Here is a 21,853-nt window from a genome sequence, read left to right on the forward strand (position 1 = left end):
TTCTTGTTAGGTAGTGAAGCCGTTACGACACGAGGTTGATCAGCTTCCCCGAGTAGTAGCCCTGCAGGTTGCCAAGGATGCCGTCGGCGAGCCGTTGCAGGCTGCTCTGGCTGGCCCAGGCCACATGAGGCGTGACGATCAGGTTGGCATAGTGGCTATGGAGCAAGGGCTGGTCAGCCGCCGGCGGTTCCTGGCCCAACACATCGAGGGCGGCGCCGCCAAGACGGCCGCTGTCGAGGGCGGCGAGCACCGCCGCTTCATCCACCAACGGCCCGCGGGCGGTATTGATCAGCACGGCGCCGGGTTTCATCCGCGCCAGCTCCGCGGCACCGATCAGGTGGCGGGTGTGCTCGGTCAGTGGGCAGTGCAGCGAGATCACGTCGCTTTGCGCCAGCACCGTTTCAAACGCCTGATATCCCTTGCGCACCGGGACCACACCACGGTGTTCGGCATAGAGCAACTGCATACCCAGGGCACTGGCCAGACGTGCCGTGGCTTGGCCGATGCCACCTTTGCCGACGATACCCAGCACACTGCCCTGCACATCCCGGATCGGCGCGCGGTGGACGCAGAAGTGCCGCGAATCCGGCCAATCGCGCACGGCGGCGGCCTGGTAGGCGAACAGCTGCCGGCGCAAGGCGAAGATCGACGCGATCACCGACTCGGCGACGCTTTGCGCCGAGTAGGCCGGGACATTGCACACCACCACGGCGAAATCACGGCAGGCCGCCAGGTCGATGCAGTCGTAACCGGTGGCGGCGACGCAGATGAATTTCAGGTTCGGCAGTTGCTCCAATTCGGCCCGACCGATGCGTACCTTGTTGGTGATCACGGCATCGGCAGCACGGGCGGCTTCCACCACCTGATCGGGCGCCGTGTCGGAACGGTCCTGCCAGTCCGTCACCCAAGCTGGACGTGCAATGCCCACGGGCAGGCTGGCACTGTCGAGAAACACCACCCTCATACTGCACGCTCCGGCTGCACGAGCTCGGAAATCTCGATCAGGTTCAGATCCGGATCACGCACATACACCGAGCGGATCGGCCCGGTGGCCCCGGTACGTAATACCGGCCCTTCGATAATCGGCCAGTCGACACGGGCCAGGTGGGCAATCACCTGGTCCAGGGGGATCGAGGCGATAAAACACAGGTCCAGCGCCCCCGGCACCGGCAGGTGCGCCTTGGGCTCGAACTCGTGGCCGCGCACGTGCAGGTTGATTTTCTGCTGGCCGAAAGCGAACGCCTTGCGCCCACCAGCGAAGGTCTGCACCTGCATGCCCATGACCCGCACATAGAAATCCTCGGCGGCCACCGGGTCGATGGTGGTCAGCACCAGATGGTCAAGATGGTCGATCATGGTTGCAGCTCCTGGGTTCGGGTCGACGGCACCTGTTTTTCCAGGCTGGCGACATGGGCGGGTATCGGATGCAGGTCCAGGCGTTTACCGGCCTTGAGGATCTGGCTGGGAATCTCGTGGCCGACCAGCCCCGGCAACCGTGCGGCAGCCGTCAGCACGCGGTCCAGGTCGACCCCGGTGTCGAAGCCCATCAACTGCAGCATGTGTAACAGGTCTTCGGTGCAGACATTGCCGCTGGCCCCCGGTGCGTAAGGGCAACCGCCCAGACCGCCGAGAGAGGCATCGAAACGATCAATACCGGCATCAATGGCCGCCAGCGCGTTGGCCAGGGCCATGCCACGGGTATTGTGGAAATGCAGGGTCAGTTGCAGCGCCGGAAAACGCTCGCGCACCGCCCTGGACAGCGCCTCGACCTGGCTCGGGTAGGCCATGCCGGTGGTGTCGCACAGGGTCACGCCACGGGCGCCCAGTTCGGCAAAGCGCTCGACCCAGTGCAGCACCTCCCCCACCGGCACATCGCCCTGCATCGGACAGCCGAACACTGTCGACAACGACACATTGGTCGCCACTGGCCCCTGGCCTATGACCCGAAACACTTCGCTGAGCTGGGCAAACGACTGCTCGCGACTCATGCGCAGGTTGGAGCGGTTGTGCGGTTCGCTGACCGACATTACCAGGTTGGCTTCATCGATATTGCACGCCAGGGCCCGCTCGGCGCCGCGCACGTTGGGCACCAGCACGGTGTATTCCACCGCCGGATTGCGGCGGATGCCGTGCATCACCGCCTCGGCATCCCGCAGCGCGGTAATGGCCTTGGGCGAGGTGAACGAGGTGACCTCGATCTTGGCGAAGCCACACTGGCTGAGGGCATCGATCAAGGCGATCTTGTCGGCGGTTTCGATAAACCGTGCTTCGTTCTGGAAGCCGTCACGGGTGGCGACTTCCTGCAGGAAAAGACGTTTCATAAAAATTCCTCGGGTTCAGATGATGCCGCGTTGGCGCCAGTCGGCCTGCTGCGCGGGGTCGATACCCAGCTCGCTGAGAATCTCGGCGGTGTGCTGGCCCAGGGTCGGTGCCGAGCGCATCACGCGCCCGGGCGTGGTGCCCAGCTTGGGCACGATGCCAGGCAAGGTTACGGGTGTGCCGTCGTCCAGCTGGCTGTCGAGCAGCATGTCGCGCGCCCGGTAATGCGGGTCCTGGGCGATGTCGGCGGCGTTGTAGATCTTGCCGGCGGGGATACGTGCCTCGGTCAGGATCGACAGGACTTCGTCGAGGCCGAGCCGCGCGGTCCATTGCGAGATCGCGGCATCGATGCGCTCGACCTGCAACACGCGGCCGTCGTTTTGCGCGAGATCGGGATCAGCCCCCAGATCACGGCGACCGATCACTTCCATCAGGCGTTGATAGATGCTGTCGCCATTGCCGGCGATCAGGGCAAAACCACCGTCACGGCAACGATAGGCATTGGTCGGGGCGATCCCCGGCAAACTGCTGCCGGCGGGCTCACGCACGGTGTTGAACACTGAGTATTCGGGCAACAGGCTTTCCATCATGTTGAACACCGACTCGTACAGCGCCACGTCGATCTGCTGCCCTTCCCCGCTGTTCTGCTCGCGATGACGCAGGGCGAGGAGAATCCCGATCACCCCGTGCAGGGCCGACAACGAGTCGCCGATGGAAACGCCGACCCTGACCGGCGTGCGCCCGGGCTCACCGGAGAGATGCCGCAGGCCACCCATGGCTTCGCCGATCACGCCGAATCCGGGACGATCACGATAGGGGCCGGTCTGACCGTAGCCGGAGACCCGCAGCATGATGAGTTTCGGGTTCAGCGCATGCAGCGTGTCCCAGCCCAGGCCCCAGCTTTCCAGGGTGCCCGGGCGGAAATTCTCGATCAACACATCGGCATCAGCCACCAACTGGCGCACCACCTGTTGCGCCTCGGCCTGACGCAAATCCAGGGTCAGCGAGCGTTTGTTGCGCGACTGCGCGGCCCACCAGACGGAGGTGCCATCGTGTAGCAAGCGCCATTTGCGCAACGGATCGCCGCTGACCGGCGGCTCGATCTTGATCACATCGGCGCCAAACTCACCGAGCATTTTCGCCGCAAAGGGCCCGGCAATCAGTTGACCGAGCTCCACGACCTTGACACCTTGCAGAGGTAATCCCATGACGTTTACCGTTCTTGTCGAGTACTTGTGATAGGGATAATCGACACAAATCGGGCAGATGAAAATTTCATATTTCGCCACTACCCTTTCCAAACTGGAAAACCTCGGACCCTTTTGATGATCAATCCCTTGCATTTCGACCTGCTCTCCTTGCGCCTGCTGATCTTCGCCGCCGAGACAGGAAACCTGACCCGTGCCGCCGACAAGGCCAACATGACGGTTTCGGCGGCCAGCAAGCGCCTGGCCGAGCTGGAGCGCACGACCCAGTGTCCGTTATTCGTGCGCCTGCCGAGGGGACTCGAACTGACGGCCGCGGGCCAAGGGATAGCAGAGCACGCCCGCATGATTCTTGAAGGGGTGAACCGCATGGCGTCAGACGCCAGTGATTACGCGGTCGGCGTGCGCGGGCATGTGCGCTTGTGCGCCAACACCTCCGCCGTGGTCCAATTCCTGCCCGATGACCTCGCGCATTTCCTGCAGGCCAACCCGCACGTACGCATCGGGCTGGAAGAAGCCCTCAGTGAACCGATCATCCAGGCAGTGGAAAACGGGCGTGCCGATATCGGCATTTTTGCCGATAACGTACCGGCTGAGGGTCTGTACACGCTGCCCTATCGCAACGACCGTCTGGTACTGCTGGTACCCGTCGGTCATGAGTTGGCCTATGAGCGCAGTGTTTCCTTCAGCGATACGCTCGGCTTCGATTATGTGGCGCTCAACCAAGGCAGCTCACTGCTGCGTCGAATCACCGACGCCGCCGTGGGTGCGGGCAAGGTCCTCAAGGTGCGCATTCAGGTCAGCAGTTTCGACGGTATCTGCCGCATGATCGAATCCGGCCTGGGTATCGGGATCCTGCCGTTGCAAGCGGTACGAACCGAATTGCTCGGTACCCGCCTGATTGCTGTCGACTTGAGCGATGACTGGGCGCAACGCACCTTGTTCGTGGGGGTTGCGAGTCAGACGCAACTGACCCCGGAAGCGGCCAAGTTGTTCGAATACCTGAGCAGCGTGCACGGCTGATCCTGTCGCTGGGTCAGCGCTGTTCTTTTCACACCAGCCGAATGAGCAGCAAGACCAAAAGGGGCCGGACTCGATGGCTGGGCAGTGGAACCGCCACCGCATAGCTCACCATTACTGGAGCTGGAAAACGTCATCGCCACCGACCATACCTCTGGCGTCAGCATCGGCGGCAGTGGGCGCTAGGCCGAAGAAGTGACCGAGGTGAGTCCCCCGCATGATAAAGCGTGCGGCGACCTTGTCATCCTCCGCAATAAGCTTCTCAAAAGCCGACAAAAAATCATCCGGCCTGACTCAGCCCGTTTCTTTCATGAGGGAAGTCCTGAGCTATTTCACAACTACAGTCCAGTGGGCGACTTATCGTCAAGCCATCGACTCAGCAGTTGCGTCGTCAACTGCGGATGCTCGAGCGGTGGCAGATGTCCACATTCAGCCAGCACAATCCGGTCACACCATGGTGTCTATCAGGGCCAGCTTCATCATCCGCTCAGGCGCCCGGCGCATGATTTCCATGGCCACATAACCGCCCATGGACAAGGCCGCCAGCGCAAAACACGGAGGGGCCTCATCCAGTACTCGCTCCGCCATCTGCGCAATACTGGCATCGAGAGAGACATCGGGAATGCAGATGGGCCTGGCGTGTTCCAGTGCAACCTTTTGATGCGCCCATAGGCGCTCATCACATAGCAATCCGGGAATGAGTACGAGTGGCGTATTGTTGAAGGCCAACGGGGGCCACCTCAAAAGGTGTTGGTCAAAGAGGGTCAGTTATTGCAGGGATTAGGCGCACAGGGCAGGCACATCAGCCAATGACTCAAAGCATGTATCCCGCCCAGATTTTTCGATCGACCAGATCAGCGGCAATTTCGATAAAGGCATCGCCAACAAATTTAGCCGCGGGACTGACGCGCCTGTCCGCCGGAAAAACCTGAACCAGTTTGCGCATGGGCACGGGATCCACTAACGGCGCCGCGCACAGCTCGCCGGCTTCGACCTGCGAGTAGATCGACGCCAGTGGCAAGGCCGTCAAACCGAAACCATGGCGCACAAGATCGATCATCGCGCCGAACGAGTCAGCCTCAACACTGGTCTTGAGCTTGATCCCGACTTCACGCGCACAGTTATCCATGATCACGCGAAGGCCGTGTCGAGCACTGGGCAATATCAACTGCTGCTCGGCCAAAGACTCGAAGGACACCGGCGTATCGATGCGCAAGTTGGCACAGGCGGGGCCAACCAGCAGCAGATTCTCCATCATCACCGGCACGATTCGAAGCGTATGCAGCGGTTGAGGGTCGTAGGAAATGGCCAGTTCCAACTCACCGCGCTGAACCCAATCGAGCAAGTAACCACTGAAGGCCGAGGAAAACCTGACGGCAAGATTGGGATGCGCCTCACGGATCTTGCGCACCAGTGGCACAGTGACAATCTGGGCAACCGTCGGCGTTGTGCCGATGACAACCGTTCCGCGAAAAGACGACCTGCCACCGACGACCGAACTCCGAATCGACTCCATTTCCTCCATGATGCGAGTCGCGTGAGCCAGCACTTCGCGGCCGACATCGGTAATTTCCATCCCGCGTCCGTGTCGTTCGAACAGGTAGGCGCCGAGCTCTTTCTCCAACATTCTGATTTGCCGGCTGAGTGCCGGTTGCGCGATATGAAGACGGTCCGAGGCTTTGCTGAGACTGCCCAGCTCGGCCACATGAATCAAGGTTTTGAGTTGAACAACATCCATTACCGGGCCAGTCAGCATCGAGCTCGGCGCGATATGCGCCGAAAGTGATAATCAGTGTAACCGTATTTACGAACCTTGGAGTGCCCTGCACACCACGTGCTGCGGGGCCTGGAGGCCTTCGATCGGGCTGTATCCCGCTACCTGCCAGGGCTGCATGTGCAGCTATAGAATTTAGGTATATCAGTTAGGCCTGCTTGACGGCTTATTGCCCTCCTCACTCTGCGGTAGCGTGCAATCAACGTCAGCGCCAAAGAGCGCTCGACTCACTACAAAAATAAGATTCGAGGGCTCGCGCCATGATTTCCACCGTTTGTTCTGACCTGGCTTATTCGAATTTTCTGGGCCACGAACCGTTTGCCTCTCTCGTGCATCCTCCCTCCCCCTTCTCTTCAGAAAGCCGGACAGAGAGCGGACTCACGCCTCTTCGTTAAGCCGATCAATCCATCGAGTCAGTCACGTCGGGCACGCATCAGCGTGCGCCTCGTAACGCCTCGCCTTGAAGAAAGGGTGAACATCATGTCGACATCAATCACAGGCTCAAAAAAACACGCTGCCCAGACCGGTCCCATGGATACCCCAAGCCGCATAAAGGCAATCATCGGTGCCTGCTCAGGCAATCTGGTGGAGTGGTACGACTTTTTCATTTACGCCTATACCGCCATCTACTTTGCCGCTTCATTTTTCCCCAAAGGGGACACCACCAGCCAACTACTGGCAACCGCCGGTGTTTTTGCTGTTGGTTTTTTTATGCGCCCACTCGGCGGCTGGATTTTCGGCTGGCTCGCTGACACTCGCGGCCGCAAGACCTCGATGATCATCTCGGTGTTCATGATGTGCGCCGGCTCACTGTTGATTGCCATCATGCCAACCTACGACACCATAGGGGTCGCAGCGCCGATTCTGCTCGTGGTCGCCAGGTTGATTCAGGGTTTGTCGGTCGGCGCGGAGTACGGCACCGGCGCCACCTACATCAGCGAAATCGCGACACCCGGCCGTCGCTGCTTCTATGGCTCCTTCCAGTACCTCACCATCATCGCAGGTCAACTGTTGGCCTTGATGACCGTGGTCATTCTCCAGCAGACCCTCAGTGCCGAGCAATTGCATACATGGGGCTGGCGGATTCCGTTCTTCATCGGTGCCCTGAGTTCAATCGTCGTGGTGTATCTGCGACGCTCGATGCATGAAACCGCCAGCAAAAAAGACATGGCCCGCAAAGATGCCGGCTCCTTGCGCGGCATGTTCAAACACAAACGGGCCGTCGCGCTGGTGGTGGCGTTCACCATCGGCGGTTCGCTGTACTTCTACACCTTCACCACCTACATGCAGAAGTTCCTGGTGATCTCCGCCGGGTTCAGCCCAGAAACGGTCAGTTTCATCATGACGGCCGCCCTGGTCTGTTTCATGCTCTGCCAGCCGCTGTTCGGCTTGTTGGCCGACCGCATCGGGATCAAGGCTCATATGCTGATGTTTTCCGGGCTGGCCATGCTATTCGTGATTCCGTTGCTCTATTCGCTGCAGTCGGTGAATAGCCCATTTACGGCATTCCTACTGGTCTTTGCTGGTCTGGCCATTGCCTCGTTCTACACACCCATTGCCGGAATCGTCAAAGCTGAACTCTTCCCTCCGGCGGTACGAGCATTGGGTGTGGGCTTTCCCTATGCCGTCGGTAACGCAGCGTTCGGCGGCACCGCCGAATACGTTGCCTTGTCGCTTCGATCACAGGGTATAGAGGAGTGCTTCTTCATCTACGTCGCGGCGATCGTGACCATTACGTTCATCGCCTCGATGTTGATGCCGAATCTGTCGCGCTATGGGTACATCAGCGGCTCAGGTGAAATTGAAGAGCGTGCAGGGCTCAAAGGTTGTTTGAGGCTGCACGCGACAAGAGCCTGAAGAGACTTGAAGGGGAGCCGTCAGGAAAATCGGGCTTACCTGGCAAGGCTCTCCGCCTGGAAATCAGCGATCTGCTGCCACATCGCGATCGGGTTGGAATACATGGGGAAGTGTCCACACCGCACGATGGGTGCCAACCGCACGCCTTCGGCCTGAATGTACGAAAGATAGGACAGTGAAGCGTTCTGCTCACCGTACATGAACAGGCGCGGGCATTTCAGTCCGAGGAACTTGCCCATCAGGTCGGCGTTATCGGAAAGATCGACCATCGACTGGAAAATCCCGCGCACAGCACCGGCCCGAACCTTGTGCCGCAAGCTTGCCGAGTAAAGTGCGCTGGCATAAGCCGGCGCATGCCGGGCGCGCTCGATGAACGCTGCGAAAAACACCTCGGGATCATCCGCCGGATAATCGACGATCTGTCGGCTGAGAAAGCAGTCTTCCGGGGCAATATTGCCCTCGATATCGACGAAGCTGAGTACCCGCCCCGGGCACAGATGGGCCAATATCAGCGCGGTGAGCCCGCCCATGGAGTGACCGACCAGATGGAAGCGTTCGATGCCGAAATGCTCCAGCACCTGCAATGCCGTCTGCAACAGAAAGGGAATGGAGATCCTCGACAGGTCGCTGCACTGGCTCTCGCCACACCCCGGCGCGTCATACGCGACAAAGGGATGACCAGCGAATGCGGTCTGCTGCACGATGTCGGCGTAATCCTCTTTGGTCGAACCAAAACCATGCAGGAACACAATCGGCTCCAAGGCACCCTCACGATGAATGGCTGCGACGTTCAGTTGAACCCCTTCAACCGTCAATGGAAGTTGCGCGTGAGTGAACGTTTCTGATGAAAGCACGTTAGTGAATCCTTGAACGAAAAGGCTGCGCCGAACCCGGGTTACCGGCAATAAGGAACACAATCTCAAGGGAATCGAGCCAGCTGTAAATTCCTAATTCGGAAAGGCTTTCATACGCCAAACCTATCGACTGATGTTCGCCCCCGCCTTTGGTCAACTCACGCCTTGGCCCGGAGCCGGGCAACGACCTCCTCCACCAGCGGATTGAGTCGATCCGCATTCCAGGCCATCGCGGTGATCACAACATTGAGCTTCTGGCTGAGCGCTCGAAACACCACATTGTCGGGGGCCAGTTTCTTCAGCGAAGCCGGTACCAGCGCGATGCCTTGCCCACAGCTGACAAAGGCAATCTGCGAAGCGACAGAACGCACTTCATGCAGTACGCGCGGGGAAAAACCGCTGGCCCGGCAAGTGGCAATCAAGCTGTCGAAATACACCGGACTGACCTTTCGAGAGAACATCACCAAGGGTTCGGTAGCCAGGCTCGATAGACTGATTCGCTTACGCGAGGCCAAAGGGTGATCACTGGGTAGCGCCACCACCAGACGATCCTCCGTCAAAGGCAGCGACTTGACCGAAGCCCCCAGATCACCATCCAGACGGGCAAAGGCCAGGTCGATATCCCCGGCCTCCAGCGCCGGAACGGCTTCAACGCTGTCGATTTCCCGCACGGACACGGTGAGGTGCGGGTACTCGCTCTTCAGTTGCTCAATCAAACCTGGCAACACGTCAAACATGGCCGTCGAGATCGCCCCAATGGTCAACACGCCCGACTGCCCCGCCACTGCCTCCTCCACGGCCAGTTCCAGACGCTCCAACTGTTCGGCGAACTTGCGTACCGCCGGCAGGATCGCGGCGCCGACCGGGGTCAGCTTCGCCCCGCGCCGCGAACGTTCGAAGAGCGTGACCTTTAGCGCCTGTTCCAGGACCTGGATCTGCTCGCTCAGCGGTGGCTGAGACATGCCCAGACGCTTGGCGGCACGACCAAAATTCTGCTCTTCGGCAACCGCCAGGAACAGCCAGAGATGACGAATCAGACGGAAATTAATCATGGATAATCCATAGGTTTAGCGTATGTAAAGCTTCTGTGATTAGTAATATACCTATTAAATTATCTCATCGAAACTGGGCACCTCCGTCACCACAGAGGCTCCCCCATACCCCACAAGAGTTTGCTCGAACGCTTGGCCGCGCTGGACACCAACACCGTGTCCGATGCGCTCGACTTCCTCGGCCTACCCGGCGCCACGGTGGGGCTACGCCCGCTGTGGAACTGCCCAAAGATCATCGGCCGGGCCAGCACCGTGCTGCTGGGCCCAAAGTCCGACAACGTCCCTACTGTGCACCTGATCACTCCGGTGGTTGAACGGATTGTCAACAATGATCGTGTGTTGGTGATCTCCGGCGGTACCGAAGGCATTTCCTGCTGGGGCGATATCCTGGCCAATGCCGCGTCCGCCAAGCAGGTGCGCGGCACGGTGATCGACGGCTTCAGTCGCGATATCGACGGCAGCGAGGCGATTGGTTACCCGGTCTATGGCCGTGGCGTGACGATGATCAGCGCGCGCAATCGGGTGGTGCAAATCGACGCGGCAGTGACGATCAACGTGGCTGGCGTCGACGTCAGTGAAGACGACTATGTGATCGCCGATACCTGCGGCACGGTGTTCGTGCCCCAGGCCGAAATTGAAAAGGTACTCGACCTCGGAGAACGTATTGCCCGCCGCCAGGACGGCATGGTCGAAGCGGTGCGCAGCGGTCGCTCGGTGGCCGAAGTGATGCATGACACCCAGTTCGAAGCCATCCATGTGGAGCACGCTCGATGAATATTGAAGATCAAACCCTGGTCGCCTTGTTTGAAGGCCTGGACACCCCGGGCGTCTCCGATGCCATGGACAAGCTCGGGCTGCCCGGTCAATGCCTCGGGATCGCCCCACTGGACAATTACCGCCAGGTGATCGTCGGCCCGGCATTCACCGTGCAGTACGTCTCGGCGAGCGTGCCACCCGGCACCGTGGGCGACTTCATTGAAGACGTGGCGCCCGGCGACGTGGTGGTCATCGACAACGGTGGCCGTACCGACTGCACGGTTTGGGGCGACATCATGACCCAGTACGCCGGTACACGCCGGATTGCCGGCACGGTGATCGACGGGGTTTGCCGAGACGTGAACAAGGCCCTGGGCGATGGCTACCCGATCTTCAGCAAGGGCCGTTTCATGCGCACCGGCAAGGACCGCGTACAGGTGCAGTCAGTCAACCAGCCGGTGTCCATCGGCAGCGCCCGAGTCTGCGCCCGTGACATCGTGGTGGCCGACGCCAATGGCGTGGTCATCGTGCCGCGTGAACGAGCGGCCGAAGTGGCGGCCTGTGCCCGCCAGATCGAAGCCATTGAAGCGGATATTCGCGCCCTGATCGCCCAAGGCAAAACCCTGAAAGAAGCCCGGACAGCCCTGGGTTACCACACGCTGCAGAGGAAAGCATGAACAGCGATATTCAACGTCTGAACCAACGCCTGGCCAGTGCGCAGCCTTCGGCGACTTATCGCATCATGGATCGCGTGGCGGAACGACGGGCGCAAGGGGCGCAAATCATTTCCCTGTGCGCCGGCGAACCTGACTTCGATACCCCAAAGCACGTACGTGAGGCAGCCATTGCCGCCGTCGAACACGGTCACACCCGTTACACTCAGGTTGCCGGTGTCCGTTCATTGCGCGAAGCAGTGGCGGCAAAGTTCCGCCGCGAGAACGGCCTGGACGTCAGTTGGCAGGACACGCTGGTCTGCAACGGCGGCAAACAGGTGATCTACAACGCCCTGGCCGCGACCCTGAACGAGGGCGACCAGGTCATCGTGCCAGCGCCCTACTGGGTCAGTTACCCGGAAATGGTTCAACTGTGCGGTGGTGAAGCCAGAATCGTCACCTGTGATGCCGATACCGGTTTCAAGTTGAGCGCCTCGGCACTGCACGCCGCGATCACCCCGCAGACCCGCTGGCTGATCCTCAATTCGCCCTCCAACCCGACCGGCGCGGTCTACAGCCGAGAGGAACTCCAGGCATTGGCGGAGGTACTGTTGGCCCACCCTCACGTATTGATTCTGGCCGATGACATTTATGAACACCTGATCTTCGATGATCAGCCATTCCATACCTTGGCCCAGGTTGAACCACGGTTGGCGCCCCGTACCCTGACCATGAATGGTGTGTCCAAGGCCTATGCCATGACCGGCTGGCGCATCGGCTTTGCCACAGGGCCACGTTGGCTGCTGGAGGCCATGGAAAAGCTGCAAGGTCAACAAACCTCAGGCGCCAGCTCGATCTCACAACAGGCCGCACTGGCTGCGCTGGAAGGTCCCAAGGACTTCATCCGCGAAAGCCGCGCCGCGTTCCAGGGGCGTCGCGATTTGATGGTGGCGCTGCTGAACGACACACCAGGTCTTGAATGCGTCAGTCCAGCCGGGGCGTTTTACGCGTTCGCCTCCTGCGCCGGGCTGATCGGCCGGACCTCGCCGGGGGGACGAGTGCTGCTCACAGATGAGGATGTGGCCCATGCCCTCCTCGACGAAGCGAATGTCGCCGTGGTGCATGGCAGCGCCTTTGGCCTTGGTCCATACATTCGCATTGCCTACGCCCTGGATGACGTCTCCTTGCGCCAGGCTTGTGAAGCCATCCGCAAGTTTTGTAACGCTTTACACTGACCCCAGTGTGTTTGAACGAACCCGGCCATCGCCGGGTTTCGTTTTTTTGATCAGACAGACTCGATGAATTTCATCAATAATGGATCACTTTTTTTCAATCGAGCCTGAGCAATGATCACGTTCAAACAACTGGAAGCGATCTACTGGATTGTAGAACTGGGTAGCTTTGAATCCGCAGCCATGAAACTGAACATGTCCCAGTCCGCCATCTCCAAGCGTATCCAGGAGCTGGAAGAGGCCTTTGACATGCCCATTTTTGATCGTTCCAAACGCAGCGCACGCCTGACGGAAAAAGGCACCGAGCTGTTCGAGCAGGCCTCGGAGATTCTGCGCCAACGTGATTACCTGCTTGAACGCGTCAGCTCCAAGGAGGTACTGGTCAGGCGCTTTCGTATCGGCGTCACCGAACTGACTGCCATGACGTGGCTGCCCGCACTGGTCGAGGGTATACGCAGCGCTTATCCCAAAGTGGTACTGGAACCCTCGATCGAGCTCAGTACCGAACTGGTGACGAAATTGGAGAGCGATCAACTCGACCTGATCATCGTGCCCGACATTTTTGCCGATGCTCGTTTCGTCAGTACTCCGCTGAGCTCGGTAGAGAACGCCTGGATGTGTGCGCCGTCATTGCACCAGGGTAATGAGATCATGAACATGCAGGCCATTTCCTCATACACCGTACTGACTCAGGGAGGAGGCTCCGGTACAGGCTTGATCTACGAGCGCTGGCTCGCCCAGAACGACGTCCGCGTCAATCGTACAATCAAAAGCAACTACCTGATCGCTCAACTGGGTCTGACCCTGTCCGGCATCGGTATCAGCTACCTGCCCCGCCAATGCCTCTCGCCACTGGTGGCGCAGGGTCGGCTGCAGATCATCGAAACCGAGCCGGCGTTGCCTCCCATCCACTACATCGCCGTACACCGTGCCGATCGCCTGCAGGGCCTGAGCGTCGAAGTGGCGCGACTGGCAGCGCAGTGCTGTGACTTCAGCCGCATGGTGCTGTAGCTCGGCGCCAGGGGTAAAAAGAAAAACGATGCTTTGGCGCGAGCGGAGCCCGCTACAGGGTGATCTTCCCCGTGCGCCTCACCGCGTCATCCCGACGGGTCGTCAGCCCAGTTTTTACCTGTGCATTCTATAAAGCGCGCATTCAATAGGGTGCTTCCATCAATAAAAGTGATTTATTGGAAGGAGTATTTGTCGCTTTTTTTGCAGATTCACAATCATTACTTTGGCAGGACAACACTGATAGAAAAATAAGGTCTACCCATGTCCCTGCCCGAAGTCATGAAACCTGTTGTGCGCAGCAATTACCGCTGGGTGGTTGCGGCCCTGATCTTTCTGATTTACACCATCGCTGCCGCCGACAGGGCCAACCTGGGTGTCGCTCTGCCGTTTATTCGCAAAGAGTTCGACATGAGCAATGCTGAGGCTGGCGGCTTGGTCAGCATGTTTCTACTGGCTTATGCCTTGGCACAAGTCCCTTCTGGCTTTGCCTTCGGCCGTTTCGGTGTCAGCAAGATCCTGCCAGGCGCCATGGTACTGACCTCATTGCTGACCGGCCTGGTGGGGACGGCCAGCTCGCTGCTTGCCCTTAAACTGTATCGCCTGGGCCTTGGCATCGCTGAAGGTCCGCTGCCGATCAGCATGACCACGACCATCAACAATTGGTTTCCCCCGCAAGAAAAGGGCACGGCGTCGGGGATCTTCCTGTCCGCGGTCAAGTTCGGCCCCGTGATCGTACCGCCACTCTGTGCCGTGATTATTTCGGTCTGGGGCTGGCGAGAAATCTTCTACTTTTTCGCCATACCCGGCATCGTCCTCGCGGTGGTCTGGTATTTCATGGTCACCAATCACCCTTCCCGCAGCCGGTTCGTCAACGAAGCCGAGCTCAACTACATCACCGAAGCAACCGACAGCCTCCAGACGGCCCAGCAAACCAGCCCCCAGAAGACCCCGGCATGGCTGGATAGACTTGATCGTTTCATCCGGGCTCGTCATGAAGCGCCCCTGGAAACCAACAAGCAGGTGTTCACCTCCTGGAACATCTGGGGCTGCGCCACCAGCTACTGCTTCCAACTGGGCGTATCGAGCGTCTTGCTGGCCTGGATTCCGACCTATCTGATGACCGTCAAACAATTCTCGATCATGAACATGGGGCTGGTATCGGCAGCGCCATGGGTCGGGGCCGTCCTCGGTAACCTGATCGGCGGTTTCTGCTCGGATCGGATGCTGGGTGGACGGCGCAAGCCCGGCATGTTGCTGTCAGCGCTGGGCACATCGCTGATGATGTACCTGCTGATCAATTCGCCTGCTGAACCGCTGCCTTATGGGTTGTTACTGATGCTGACCGGCGTCGTCCTCAGCCTGGGCTACTCGTCTTACATGGTCTACCCGATGGGCTTGGCCACCAAAAAGACCTTCCCCATCGCCAACGCCATCGTGAATATGATCGGTCAGTTAGGCGCCGCGGCCACGCCTTTTATCACCGGACTGCTGCTGGACAACTATGGCTGGAACTATGTGTTTGCCTGGCTGGCGATTGGCTCATTTATGAGTTTCATCATTTTGCTGACCATTTCCGAACCAAGGGCACGATCGAATACCCCTGCCTGAATCGAGCCCCGAATAAAACCGAGCCGCTCGTCTGAGCGGCTTCTGCATGAACGATTCTGTCATCACTGCGAGGCGTTATACATGTCCCCCCAAGACAAAGAATTGGTTGCGCTGTTTGCAGGCCTGGATACGCCAGGAGTGTCCGATGCCCTGGACAAACTGGGCCTGCCTGGCCAGTGCCTGGGCGTCATGCCCCTGGATAACTATCGCCAAGTGGTCGTCGGCCCGGCCTTTACCGTGCGCTACGTCACCGCCATGTGAGGGCTTTTATACCTGCTGGTGCACAGCCTTTGCCAATAACCAGCTTGCCTGGCCGCGCACCTTCGTTCGGATACACGAATGCCGCGTGGTTATCGCCGTGGTGCAACGGCCAGCGCTTCCATCGCACAGCTATACAAAATGGGTATATCTCAAAGACAAAAACGGTAGTCGTCGTTGCCTTCCATCCCTCCCAGAATGTGTGAAAACACAAAAGCAGCACCGCTTGGGAGACTGACATGTCAACAGAAGCTGAACAAACCGTAGGGACGGATTGGCAGGAGGACGTGTTCCGCGTGCTCAAGGCCCACGACGTCAAACACGTGGTCTTCGTACCGGATGCCGGTCACTCGGCCGCTATCCGCATGTCGTATGCCGACCCGGACATCAAAGCCGTGGTCCTGACCACCGAAGAAGAAGGGATCGGCTACCTCGCCGGTGCCTGGCTCGGAGGTGAACGGGGTGCGCTGCTGATGCAATCCAGCGGTGTCGGCAACTGCATCAACACCCTGGCGCTTCAGGTCTGCGCCGGCTTCCCACTGCTGATGGTGGTCACCATGCGCGGCGACTGGGCCGAATTCAACGCTTGGCAAAACCCCATGGGCCAGGCCACCGAGGCCTCCCTGAACCTGATGAAGGTCATGACCTGGCGTGCCGATGATCCGAAAGACGTCGCCCCGCTGCTGCACGGCGCGGCGACCATGGCATTCAACGGTGACTCTTCCTGTGCCCTGCTGCTCGGTCAGCGCCTGATTGGAGAAAAGAAATGGGTCAAGTAAGCGCAAACCACACCCTGTGCCGTCGCGAAGTGGTCAAGGCTCTGCTGGCCGACCGCAAAGACGTGCTGGTCGTGACCGGCCTGGGGTCAGCGTCCTATGACGTCATGGCCGCCGGTGACCACGACCTGAATTACTACCTCTGGGCCGCCATGGGCAGCGCGATCACTGTCGGTCTGGGCCTGGCCAACGCCCAGCCGGACAAGTCGGTGGTCGTGGTCACTGGTGATGGTGAACTGCTGATGGGCTTTGGCGCCCTGGCCACCGTTGCGCTACAAAAGCCCGCCAACCTGACCATCGCCGTACTCGACAACGGCCATTTCGGTGAAACCGGCATGCAGGTTAGCCATGCCGGCTTCGGTATCAAGCTTGATCAAGTCGCGAAGACCTGCGGCTTCAGCTGGACCGACGAAGTCCGCGACATGGAAGGTGTACATAACCTGCGCGAGCGCTTCGCAACGCGCGATGGCGTCAAGCTCGCGACGATCAAGATCAAGGCGGAAAACCCGCCACGGGTGCTGCCACCGCGTGATGGTCACTACGTCAAAAATCGCTTTCGCGCTGCGCTGGGTTTCAACCCGATCTGATTGCTCCATGCCCGAACCCGCTCACGCAGGGCCAATGCCGTGCGTGACGCGTTGGCCTGAACGCCGAACGCACGCTGATCGCCGCCGAATGCATCGGCGATGGCCGCTGGTTTATCGAAAAGGCCAGCGCCGATGCCCGCGACCGGGTGGTGTTCGGCCGGCCCATCGGGCAAAACCAGGGTGTGCAGTTCCCGATTGCCGAAGCGCATATCGAGATCGAGGCCGCCGACTCGATGTGTCCATGCTGGAAAGCCTGGTGGAGTGGATGAACTACCCGATGTATTACGCCTACAACGGCGCACCGCCACCACCCGCGCTGGCGCTGCGCACGCCACCATTTACCCCTATGGCCCGTTCCTCAGCTTCGATGCGGTGATTGATCGACTGGACCATGCCCAAATCGCCAATGCGCGAGTGAACGACATGCAAGGTGTCTGGAACCATCCACAACTTCAGGCTCGAGGGCGCTGGCGGGAAGTTGAAACCTCTGCTGGTCCCATTCCCAGCCTGATTCCACCCGGCAGCAACAACGCGTTCGAACCCCGGATGGATGCTGTTCCGGATCTTGGCCAGCACACCGAGCAGGCTCAGAGAACTGGGCAAATCAAACAAATGCGCGTCGCTGGGGCGATTTAGCACGTACTGATAACAAGCAGTCAGACTGCAACGATCAAAGATTTTCAAGAGAACCCTGCCCAATGAAGATCCTGGTAGCTGTCAAACGCATTGTCGACTACAACGTCAAGGTCCGCGTCAAGGCGGACAATTCCGGCGTCGACCTCGCCAACGTCAAGATGTCGATGAACCCGTTCTGCGAAATCGCAGTGGAAGAAGCGGTACGCCTGAAGGAAAAAGGCGTGGCGACTGAGATCGTCTGCGTCGGCCCGTCCACCGTCCAGGAGCAACTGCGCACCACGCTGGCCTTGGGTGCCGACCGCGCGATCCTGGTTGAATCAGCTGAAGAGCTGACTTCCCTGGCCGTGGCCAAGCTGCTCAAAGCCGTTGTCAACAAGGAACAGCCACAGCTGGTGATCCTCGGCAAGCAGGCCATCGACAGCGACAACAAACAGACCGGCCAGATGCTGGCGGCCCTGATGGGCAAATGATCGATGCACCGGTCATAGGTCGCGCAGACCTGGTCCGGATCGTCCGCAGTTTCGGATCGTTTCGATGCATGAACAGGTCGCGTTGTGCGGGAAGCATCTGCTCTAACAGATACTGGACGATGGGACCCAACTGATAAAATCAATCTTTTGACGTAGCCGTTCGCAGCTGGCAGTCGCTCCAAACCCCACGCATCAGCGCCTTCAACATCAACGCCTCCTCCCAGCGATCCGTAATGTCACGCCCATCAGCCCCCGTGATCGCATAAGGTGGTGGGCCAAGTTCGCAGGTGAAGGACAGGCTGGCGGGTGTGTTCGGCCGAGCCAGCCAATCCTCGATCCCGTAGCGCCACCAGCCCAGGTATCGCTCCAACCAGGGTCGATGCTGGGCAAAGCTCAAGGGCACCTGGACCTGTTCGCCGTTGCTGGCACGACCATGGAAACCCCAACTACGGCGCAGGATGGCATGGATCTGCTCGTCGTCTTCGGCGTTGGCCGACTCAGGCAACTCCCTGCCCACGACGTAGTGGGACAAGTCAGCCAACAGTTTGAGATCAGGCATTTGCGCAAGGAGATCAAGCGTGAATAACAGGTCGCTGGTGAGACGATAACGATGGGTTTCCAACAGGATCGGAAAGTCCACCTGCTCGGCCAGACGCTGCCAGCCTTCGATCAGTTCCATGGCTTGCGCCAGTGTGCGCGGCCGGACATCGGCCTGCAGCGTCAGGTGGTGGCAGCCGTGGCGGGATACCACATCGAGCGCGGTCGCCAGGTCATCCACGGTTCGGGGGAACAGTTGACCTTCGATTTGCAGGCCCTGCGCCTTGGCGGCGGCACTCAGGCGTGCAGCCTGTGGCGCAAGCCAGAAATGCTCGGTGATCCCGTCGAAGCCGGCGGCGGCGATCTTTTCCAGCTGCGCTTCAATGGACAGATCGCAGTGGCCACGGTGATCTTGCATGGCCCACAAGGACTGAAACACCAGGAATTCGCGCATGTCAGTTCCTCAGCAGTTGTTTGAGCGATACATCGGCATCGGCTAAAGCAACCACCGAGAGAGGGCTATGGTTGGCGATCAGCCGCTCGCACAACTTGATGTCCTTGGCGATGCTATTGCCCTGGCCCCAGCCGCAAGCCCCTAGCAGACGTTGCTCGGCATCGAGGTAGAACAACAGAAAACCGCCCTCCGGGGTTGTCCGACTCGTCGTCGATTCAGTGTTTGCGATTACGCCCGAGGTTTGCAGTCCCCAGTTGTACTGATCAGACCAGAAGCCGGGAATGACGTCGTAGGGCTGCTCACCACCCAGCAAGTTCAGGGCGGCAAGACGGCCCTGGGTTTCGGCGTTGCGCCAGGTTTCCTGACGCTGGAAAATCCCTTGCGGATGCAGGCGAAATTCACAGACGTCACCTGCCGCAAAGATGTCCGGTGCACTGGTGCGCAACCGTGCATCGACGCGAATGCCCTGACCGACCTCAAGCCCGGCAGCCACGGCCAACTCGGTGTTGGGTTGCATGCCAATACCCACCACGACCAGATCGCAGGGCAACAACTGGCCGTCGACCAGTTGCACCACCTCGGCGCGAGTGGCGCCCAGCACCGTTTCAATGGCTACATTCAGTCGGACATCCACGCCCTGACGGCGATGCAATTCCAGCAGGACACTGGACAATCGCTCCGGCAGGACTCGACCCGCCAGGCGCGGACCGGCTTCGAGCAAGGTCACCGTGCAACCCAGGGCACGGGCGGTCGCGGCGACTTCGAGTCCGATAAAGCCGCCGCCGATGATCACCAATCGAGCGCCGGGTCGTAGCGAAGCGCGCAGTGCCATGGCTTCGTCATGGGTTCGCAGATAAAGCACGTTGGGCAGATGCACCGGCACCGAGGGCAACAGTCGCGCCCTGCCCCCGGTTGCGAGCAACAGGCGGGTGTAATGCAACCAACTGCCATCGGCCAGCTGTAATCGATATTGCTGCGGATCGAGGCTTTTCACCGGGTTGCCAGCCAGGTGCTCGATGTCCAGTTCAGCGAGCCGAGCCTTGTCGCACAGGCTGCAACCCGCCAGATCTATCGTGCCCTGCAACAGCCCCTTGGACAGCGGCGGACGTTCATAAGGCGGGTGGGACTCATCGCCGATCAGAATCAGGCGACCGCGATAACCTTCGCCGCGCAGGGTCAGCGCCGCGCGGCCACCGGCATGCCCGGCGCCGACGATGACCAGTGGAGCATTGGCAGAATTCATGGCACAGACTCCGTGCAGTTAAACCGTAATGGCGAGCAGGACACGCCCCGCCTCGACCCGGACCGGATAGGTCTTGAGGTTGACGCACACCGGCGCGCCAAGGGCTTTGCCGGAGCGGTAGTCGAAACGCCCGTTGTGCTTGGGGCACTCGATGACATGGTCCATCACCAGGCCATCTGCCAGATGGATGGATTCGTGGGTGCACAGGCCCGCCGTGGCGAAGAACTCGTCGGCGGCGGAGCGGTAGACGGCATAGGTGTGCGGACCGTGGTCGAAACGAATGACATCTTCTTCATTTATTTCGCCCACGGCGCAGACGTCGATCCATTGATCGGTCATGGTGCTTTCTCGTGTAGTGGTCAAACCGGGAAGGTGTCAGGCCGGCGTTGCGTCAGCTTCTGACTGGGCGCTGGTGGCCGGCGTTGCGCGTTGTGGCAAAGGGCGACGGATGAAATACGTCGGGTCTTTGCGCTGCTTCCAGATGGTCGGGAGGATTTCCTTGAAAGCCTCAAACAGGCCGGCGTACGGCGGCGGGCAGTCGTGACGGATTTCTTCGTGAAGCTGCGCCAGCGCATGAAACGGCACCATCGGATACATGTGATGCTCAAGGTGATAGTTCATGTCGAGGTACAGAAAACGCAGCAGCGGGTTCATGTAAATGGTGCGGCAGTTGCTGCGGTGATCGAGCACGTCCTCGGCCAGGCCGACATGCTGCGTCAGGCCGAACAGGTAGGATAGCCAGCCGCCGTACAGGGTTGGCAGGCCGATAAACATCAGCGGCAACCAGCTCTGCAGATACAGCGCCGCGCCTACGGTGAGTCCATAAATCACCAGCCAGATACGCGCCGCCGTAAAGACCTTGGGCCACTCGGATTCGGGGATGAAGGTCTGCTCTTCTTCCGCCATCCGTCCGCTTGCATGCCGGCAGACTGACCACATCGTCTTGATCGCGTAAGGCATCCTGAACAGGCTCAGCACCATATTGATCAGGCTGGGCGGACGCGGCTCGACGATCTCCGGATCGCGACCGACGATGATGGTGTCGGTGTGGTGCCGGGCGTGGCTCCAACGCCAGACATGGGGTTCGAACATGAACATGAAGCTCGACAGTTGATAGACCGCATCATTCATCCAGCGGGTTTTGAACGCCGTGCCGTGACCCGTTTCGTGCCAACGAGCATTGGATGCGGTGCCATAGAGCACCCCGTAGGCGAAGAAGAACGGAATGCAGGCCCAGGAGCCCCAGAACCAGTACCCCCCGAATCCAGTGACGACCATCGATAGCAACCAGATGGCGGTGTCGCGCAAGGCCGGGCCGTCGCGGCGCTGCATCAATTCCTTCATGCGTTTACGGGAAATCGGTGATTGGTACCAGCGGGCTGACACCAGGCCTTTTTGCGCCGCCTTGGCGGCTTCCGGACCGATCAATCGATAATCCCGAGGCCCGGGTTTATCGGGGTGTTCAAAGGCTGCGTGTTGTTCAGGCATTTTATTGTTCTCCGCAAGCTTGATGGTTTTGGGCACTTTTCGACGCGGGATCACATCGTTGTG

General features: G+C 59.7%; 23 protein-coding genes and 4 pseudogenes. 14 read left to right on the forward strand and 13 right to left on the reverse strand.

Translation table 11 applies throughout. From position 1 onward, the window contains the following. Positions 1 to 22: 22 nt before the first annotated feature. Genes AC07VG_RS02725 through AC07VG_RS02740 form a run of 4 tightly spaced genes read right to left on the reverse strand, consistent with a single transcriptional unit; the run spans position 23 to position 3,527 of the window. Entirely contained in the window at positions 23 to 964 is a 942-nt protein-coding gene (locus tag AC07VG_RS02725) for a D-2-hydroxyacid dehydrogenase (RefSeq protein WP_495020417.1), read from the reverse strand. Continuing rightward, positions 961 to 1,356 (reverse strand): VOC family protein, encoded by a 396-nt coding sequence (locus AC07VG_RS02730; protein WP_103494366.1) that lies wholly within the window; start codon positions 1,354 to 1,356, stop codon positions 961 to 963. The genes AC07VG_RS02725 and AC07VG_RS02730 overlap by 4 nt, the downstream gene beginning before the upstream one ends. Further along, positions 1,353 to 2,321 carry a hydroxymethylglutaryl-CoA lyase gene (locus AC07VG_RS02735; RefSeq protein ID WP_495000328.1) on the reverse strand — a complete coding sequence of 323 codons (969 nt, stop codon included), beginning with the start codon at positions 2,319 to 2,321 and terminating at the stop codon, positions 1,353 to 1,355. The genes AC07VG_RS02730 and AC07VG_RS02735 overlap by 4 nt, the downstream gene beginning before the upstream one ends. Before the next feature lie 15 nt (positions 2,322 to 2,336). Continuing rightward, positions 2,337 to 3,527: a CaiB/BaiF CoA transferase family protein gene (locus AC07VG_RS02740; protein ID WP_495000327.1), complete on the reverse strand. Its 1,191-nt coding sequence runs from the start codon at positions 3,525 to 3,527 to the stop codon at positions 2,337 to 2,339. Positions 3,528 to 3,644: 117 nt separating this feature from the next. Here AC07VG_RS02740 and AC07VG_RS02745 point away from each other — a divergent pair, with 117 nt between their 5' ends. After that, on the forward strand, positions 3,645 to 4,547 hold the full coding sequence (locus AC07VG_RS02745; protein WP_495020418.1) for a LysR family transcriptional regulator: 903 nt from the start codon (positions 3,645 to 3,647) through the stop codon (positions 4,545 to 4,547). Between the two features lie 69 nt (positions 4,548 to 4,616). Then, positions 4,617 to 4,688: pseudogene (locus AC07VG_RS02750) on the forward strand (hypothetical protein); the annotation flags it as partial. On the opposite strand, the gene AC07VG_RS02755 reads toward AC07VG_RS02750, so the two are convergent. The 3 genes from AC07VG_RS02755 to AC07VG_RS02765 all read right to left on the reverse strand — a co-directional run bounded on the left by AC07VG_RS02755 (position 4,659) and on the right by AC07VG_RS02765 (position 6,300). Further along, positions 4,659 to 4,820 (reverse strand): ester cyclase, encoded by a 162-nt coding sequence (locus AC07VG_RS02755; protein ID WP_495020419.1) that lies wholly within the window; start codon positions 4,818 to 4,820, stop codon positions 4,659 to 4,661. The pseudogene AC07VG_RS02750 and the gene AC07VG_RS02755 overlap by 30 nt on opposite strands. A gap of 171 nt (positions 4,821 to 4,991) precedes the next feature. Then, positions 4,992 to 5,273: an alpha/beta fold hydrolase gene (locus tag AC07VG_RS02760; RefSeq protein ID WP_495020420.1), complete on the reverse strand. Its 282-nt coding sequence runs from the start codon at positions 5,271 to 5,273 to the stop codon at positions 4,992 to 4,994. Positions 5,274 to 5,358: 85 nt separating this feature from the next. Then, positions 5,359 to 6,300 carry a LysR family transcriptional regulator gene (locus AC07VG_RS02765; RefSeq protein WP_495020421.1) on the reverse strand — a complete coding sequence of 314 codons (942 nt, stop codon included), beginning with the start codon at positions 6,298 to 6,300 and terminating at the stop codon, positions 5,359 to 5,361. A gap of 498 nt (positions 6,301 to 6,798) precedes the next feature. Here AC07VG_RS02765 and AC07VG_RS02770 point away from each other — a divergent pair, with 498 nt between their 5' ends. Next, positions 6,799 to 8,175 (forward strand): MFS family transporter, encoded by a 1,377-nt coding sequence (locus tag AC07VG_RS02770; protein WP_495020422.1) that lies wholly within the window; start codon positions 6,799 to 6,801, stop codon positions 8,173 to 8,175. A 35-nt stretch (positions 8,176 to 8,210) separates the two neighbouring features. Here the strand turns inward: AC07VG_RS02770 and AC07VG_RS02775 are convergent, their stop codons facing one another. Further along, positions 8,211 to 9,029, reverse strand: coding sequence for an alpha/beta fold hydrolase (locus AC07VG_RS02775; protein ID WP_495020467.1), 819 nt, complete (start codon positions 9,027 to 9,029; stop codon positions 8,211 to 8,213). Positions 9,030 to 9,187: 158 nt separating this feature from the next. Continuing rightward, on the reverse strand, positions 9,188 to 10,081 hold the full coding sequence (locus tag AC07VG_RS02780; protein WP_495000317.1) for a LysR family transcriptional regulator: 894 nt from the start codon (positions 10,079 to 10,081) through the stop codon (positions 9,188 to 9,190). 105 nt (positions 10,082 to 10,186) lie between these two features. Between AC07VG_RS02780 and AC07VG_RS02785 the strand changes: the two genes are divergently transcribed. The 11 genes and pseudogenes from AC07VG_RS02785 to AC07VG_RS02835 all read left to right on the forward strand — a co-directional run. Next, a complete protein-coding gene (locus tag AC07VG_RS02785) occupies positions 10,187 to 10,855 on the forward strand; it encodes an RraA family protein (RefSeq protein ID WP_495020468.1) in 669 nt (222 codons plus the stop codon). Continuing rightward, positions 10,852 to 11,514 carry an RraA family protein gene (locus AC07VG_RS02790; protein WP_495000316.1) on the forward strand — a complete coding sequence of 221 codons (663 nt, stop codon included), beginning with the start codon at positions 10,852 to 10,854 and terminating at the stop codon, positions 11,512 to 11,514. Before AC07VG_RS02785 ends, AC07VG_RS02790 begins: the two co-directional genes overlap by 4 nt. Next, complete coding sequence (locus tag AC07VG_RS02795; RefSeq protein ID WP_495020423.1) at positions 11,511 to 12,725, forward strand: pyridoxal phosphate-dependent aminotransferase; 1,215 nt, start codon at positions 11,511 to 11,513, stop codon at positions 12,723 to 12,725. The genes AC07VG_RS02790 and AC07VG_RS02795 overlap by 4 nt, the downstream gene beginning before the upstream one ends. Before the next feature lie 111 nt (positions 12,726 to 12,836). Then, positions 12,837 to 13,733, forward strand: a complete 897-nt coding sequence (locus AC07VG_RS02800; protein WP_495000314.1) for a LysR family transcriptional regulator — start codon at positions 12,837 to 12,839, stop codon at positions 13,731 to 13,733. Positions 13,734 to 13,994: 261 nt separating this feature from the next. Next, positions 13,995 to 15,341 carry an MFS transporter gene (locus AC07VG_RS02805; RefSeq protein ID WP_495000313.1) on the forward strand — a complete coding sequence of 449 codons (1,347 nt, stop codon included), beginning with the start codon at positions 13,995 to 13,997 and terminating at the stop codon, positions 15,339 to 15,341. A gap of 81 nt (positions 15,342 to 15,422) precedes the next feature. Continuing rightward, a pseudogene (locus AC07VG_RS02810) lies at positions 15,423 to 15,596 on the forward strand (RraA family protein); the annotation flags it as partial. A 242-nt stretch (positions 15,597 to 15,838) separates the two neighbouring features. Continuing rightward, positions 15,839 to 16,378, forward strand: coding sequence for a thiamine pyrophosphate-binding protein (locus AC07VG_RS02815; RefSeq protein ID WP_177104764.1), 540 nt, complete (start codon positions 15,839 to 15,841; stop codon positions 16,376 to 16,378). After that, a complete protein-coding gene (locus AC07VG_RS02820; RefSeq protein WP_495000311.1) occupies positions 16,366 to 16,962 on the forward strand; it encodes a thiamine pyrophosphate-dependent enzyme in 597 nt (198 codons plus the stop codon). Before AC07VG_RS02815 ends, AC07VG_RS02820 begins: the two co-directional genes overlap by 13 nt. A gap of 53 nt (positions 16,963 to 17,015) precedes the next feature. Then, positions 17,016 to 17,216: pseudogene (locus AC07VG_RS02825) on the forward strand (acyl-CoA dehydrogenase family protein); the annotation flags it as partial. Positions 17,217 to 17,223: 7 nt separating this feature from the next. Next, on the forward strand, positions 17,224 to 17,598 hold the full coding sequence (locus AC07VG_RS02830; protein ID WP_495020424.1) for a CoA transferase: 375 nt from the start codon (positions 17,224 to 17,226) through the stop codon (positions 17,596 to 17,598). A 62-nt stretch (positions 17,599 to 17,660) separates the two neighbouring features. Beyond that, positions 17,661 to 18,062, forward strand: a pseudogene (locus tag AC07VG_RS02835) (electron transfer flavoprotein subunit beta/FixA family protein); the annotation flags it as partial. Between the two features lie 145 nt (positions 18,063 to 18,207). Here the strand turns inward: AC07VG_RS02835 and AC07VG_RS02840 are convergent. Genes AC07VG_RS02840 through AC07VG_RS02855 form a run of 4 tightly spaced genes read right to left on the reverse strand, consistent with a single transcriptional unit; the run spans position 18,208 to position 21,790 of the window. Then, positions 18,208 to 19,059: a sugar phosphate isomerase/epimerase gene (locus AC07VG_RS02840; RefSeq protein WP_495003474.1), complete on the reverse strand. Its 852-nt coding sequence runs from the start codon at positions 19,057 to 19,059 to the stop codon at positions 18,208 to 18,210. Position 19,060: 1 nt separating this feature from the next. Next, complete coding sequence (locus tag AC07VG_RS02845) at positions 19,061 to 20,302, reverse strand: NAD(P)/FAD-dependent oxidoreductase (protein ID WP_495020425.1); 1,242 nt, start codon at positions 20,300 to 20,302, stop codon at positions 19,061 to 19,063. 18 nt (positions 20,303 to 20,320) lie between these two features. Continuing rightward, positions 20,321 to 20,641 carry a MocE family 2Fe-2S type ferredoxin gene (locus tag AC07VG_RS02850; RefSeq protein ID WP_495003472.1) on the reverse strand — a complete coding sequence of 107 codons (321 nt, stop codon included), beginning with the start codon at positions 20,639 to 20,641 and terminating at the stop codon, positions 20,321 to 20,323. A gap of 36 nt (positions 20,642 to 20,677) precedes the next feature. After that, complete coding sequence (locus AC07VG_RS02855; RefSeq protein ID WP_495020469.1) at positions 20,678 to 21,790, reverse strand: fatty acid desaturase family protein; 1,113 nt, start codon at positions 21,788 to 21,790, stop codon at positions 20,678 to 20,680. Positions 21,791 to 21,853: the final 63 nt, after the last annotated feature.

This window comes from Pseudomonas sp. GW821-FHT03C07 (assembly GCF_059420925.1).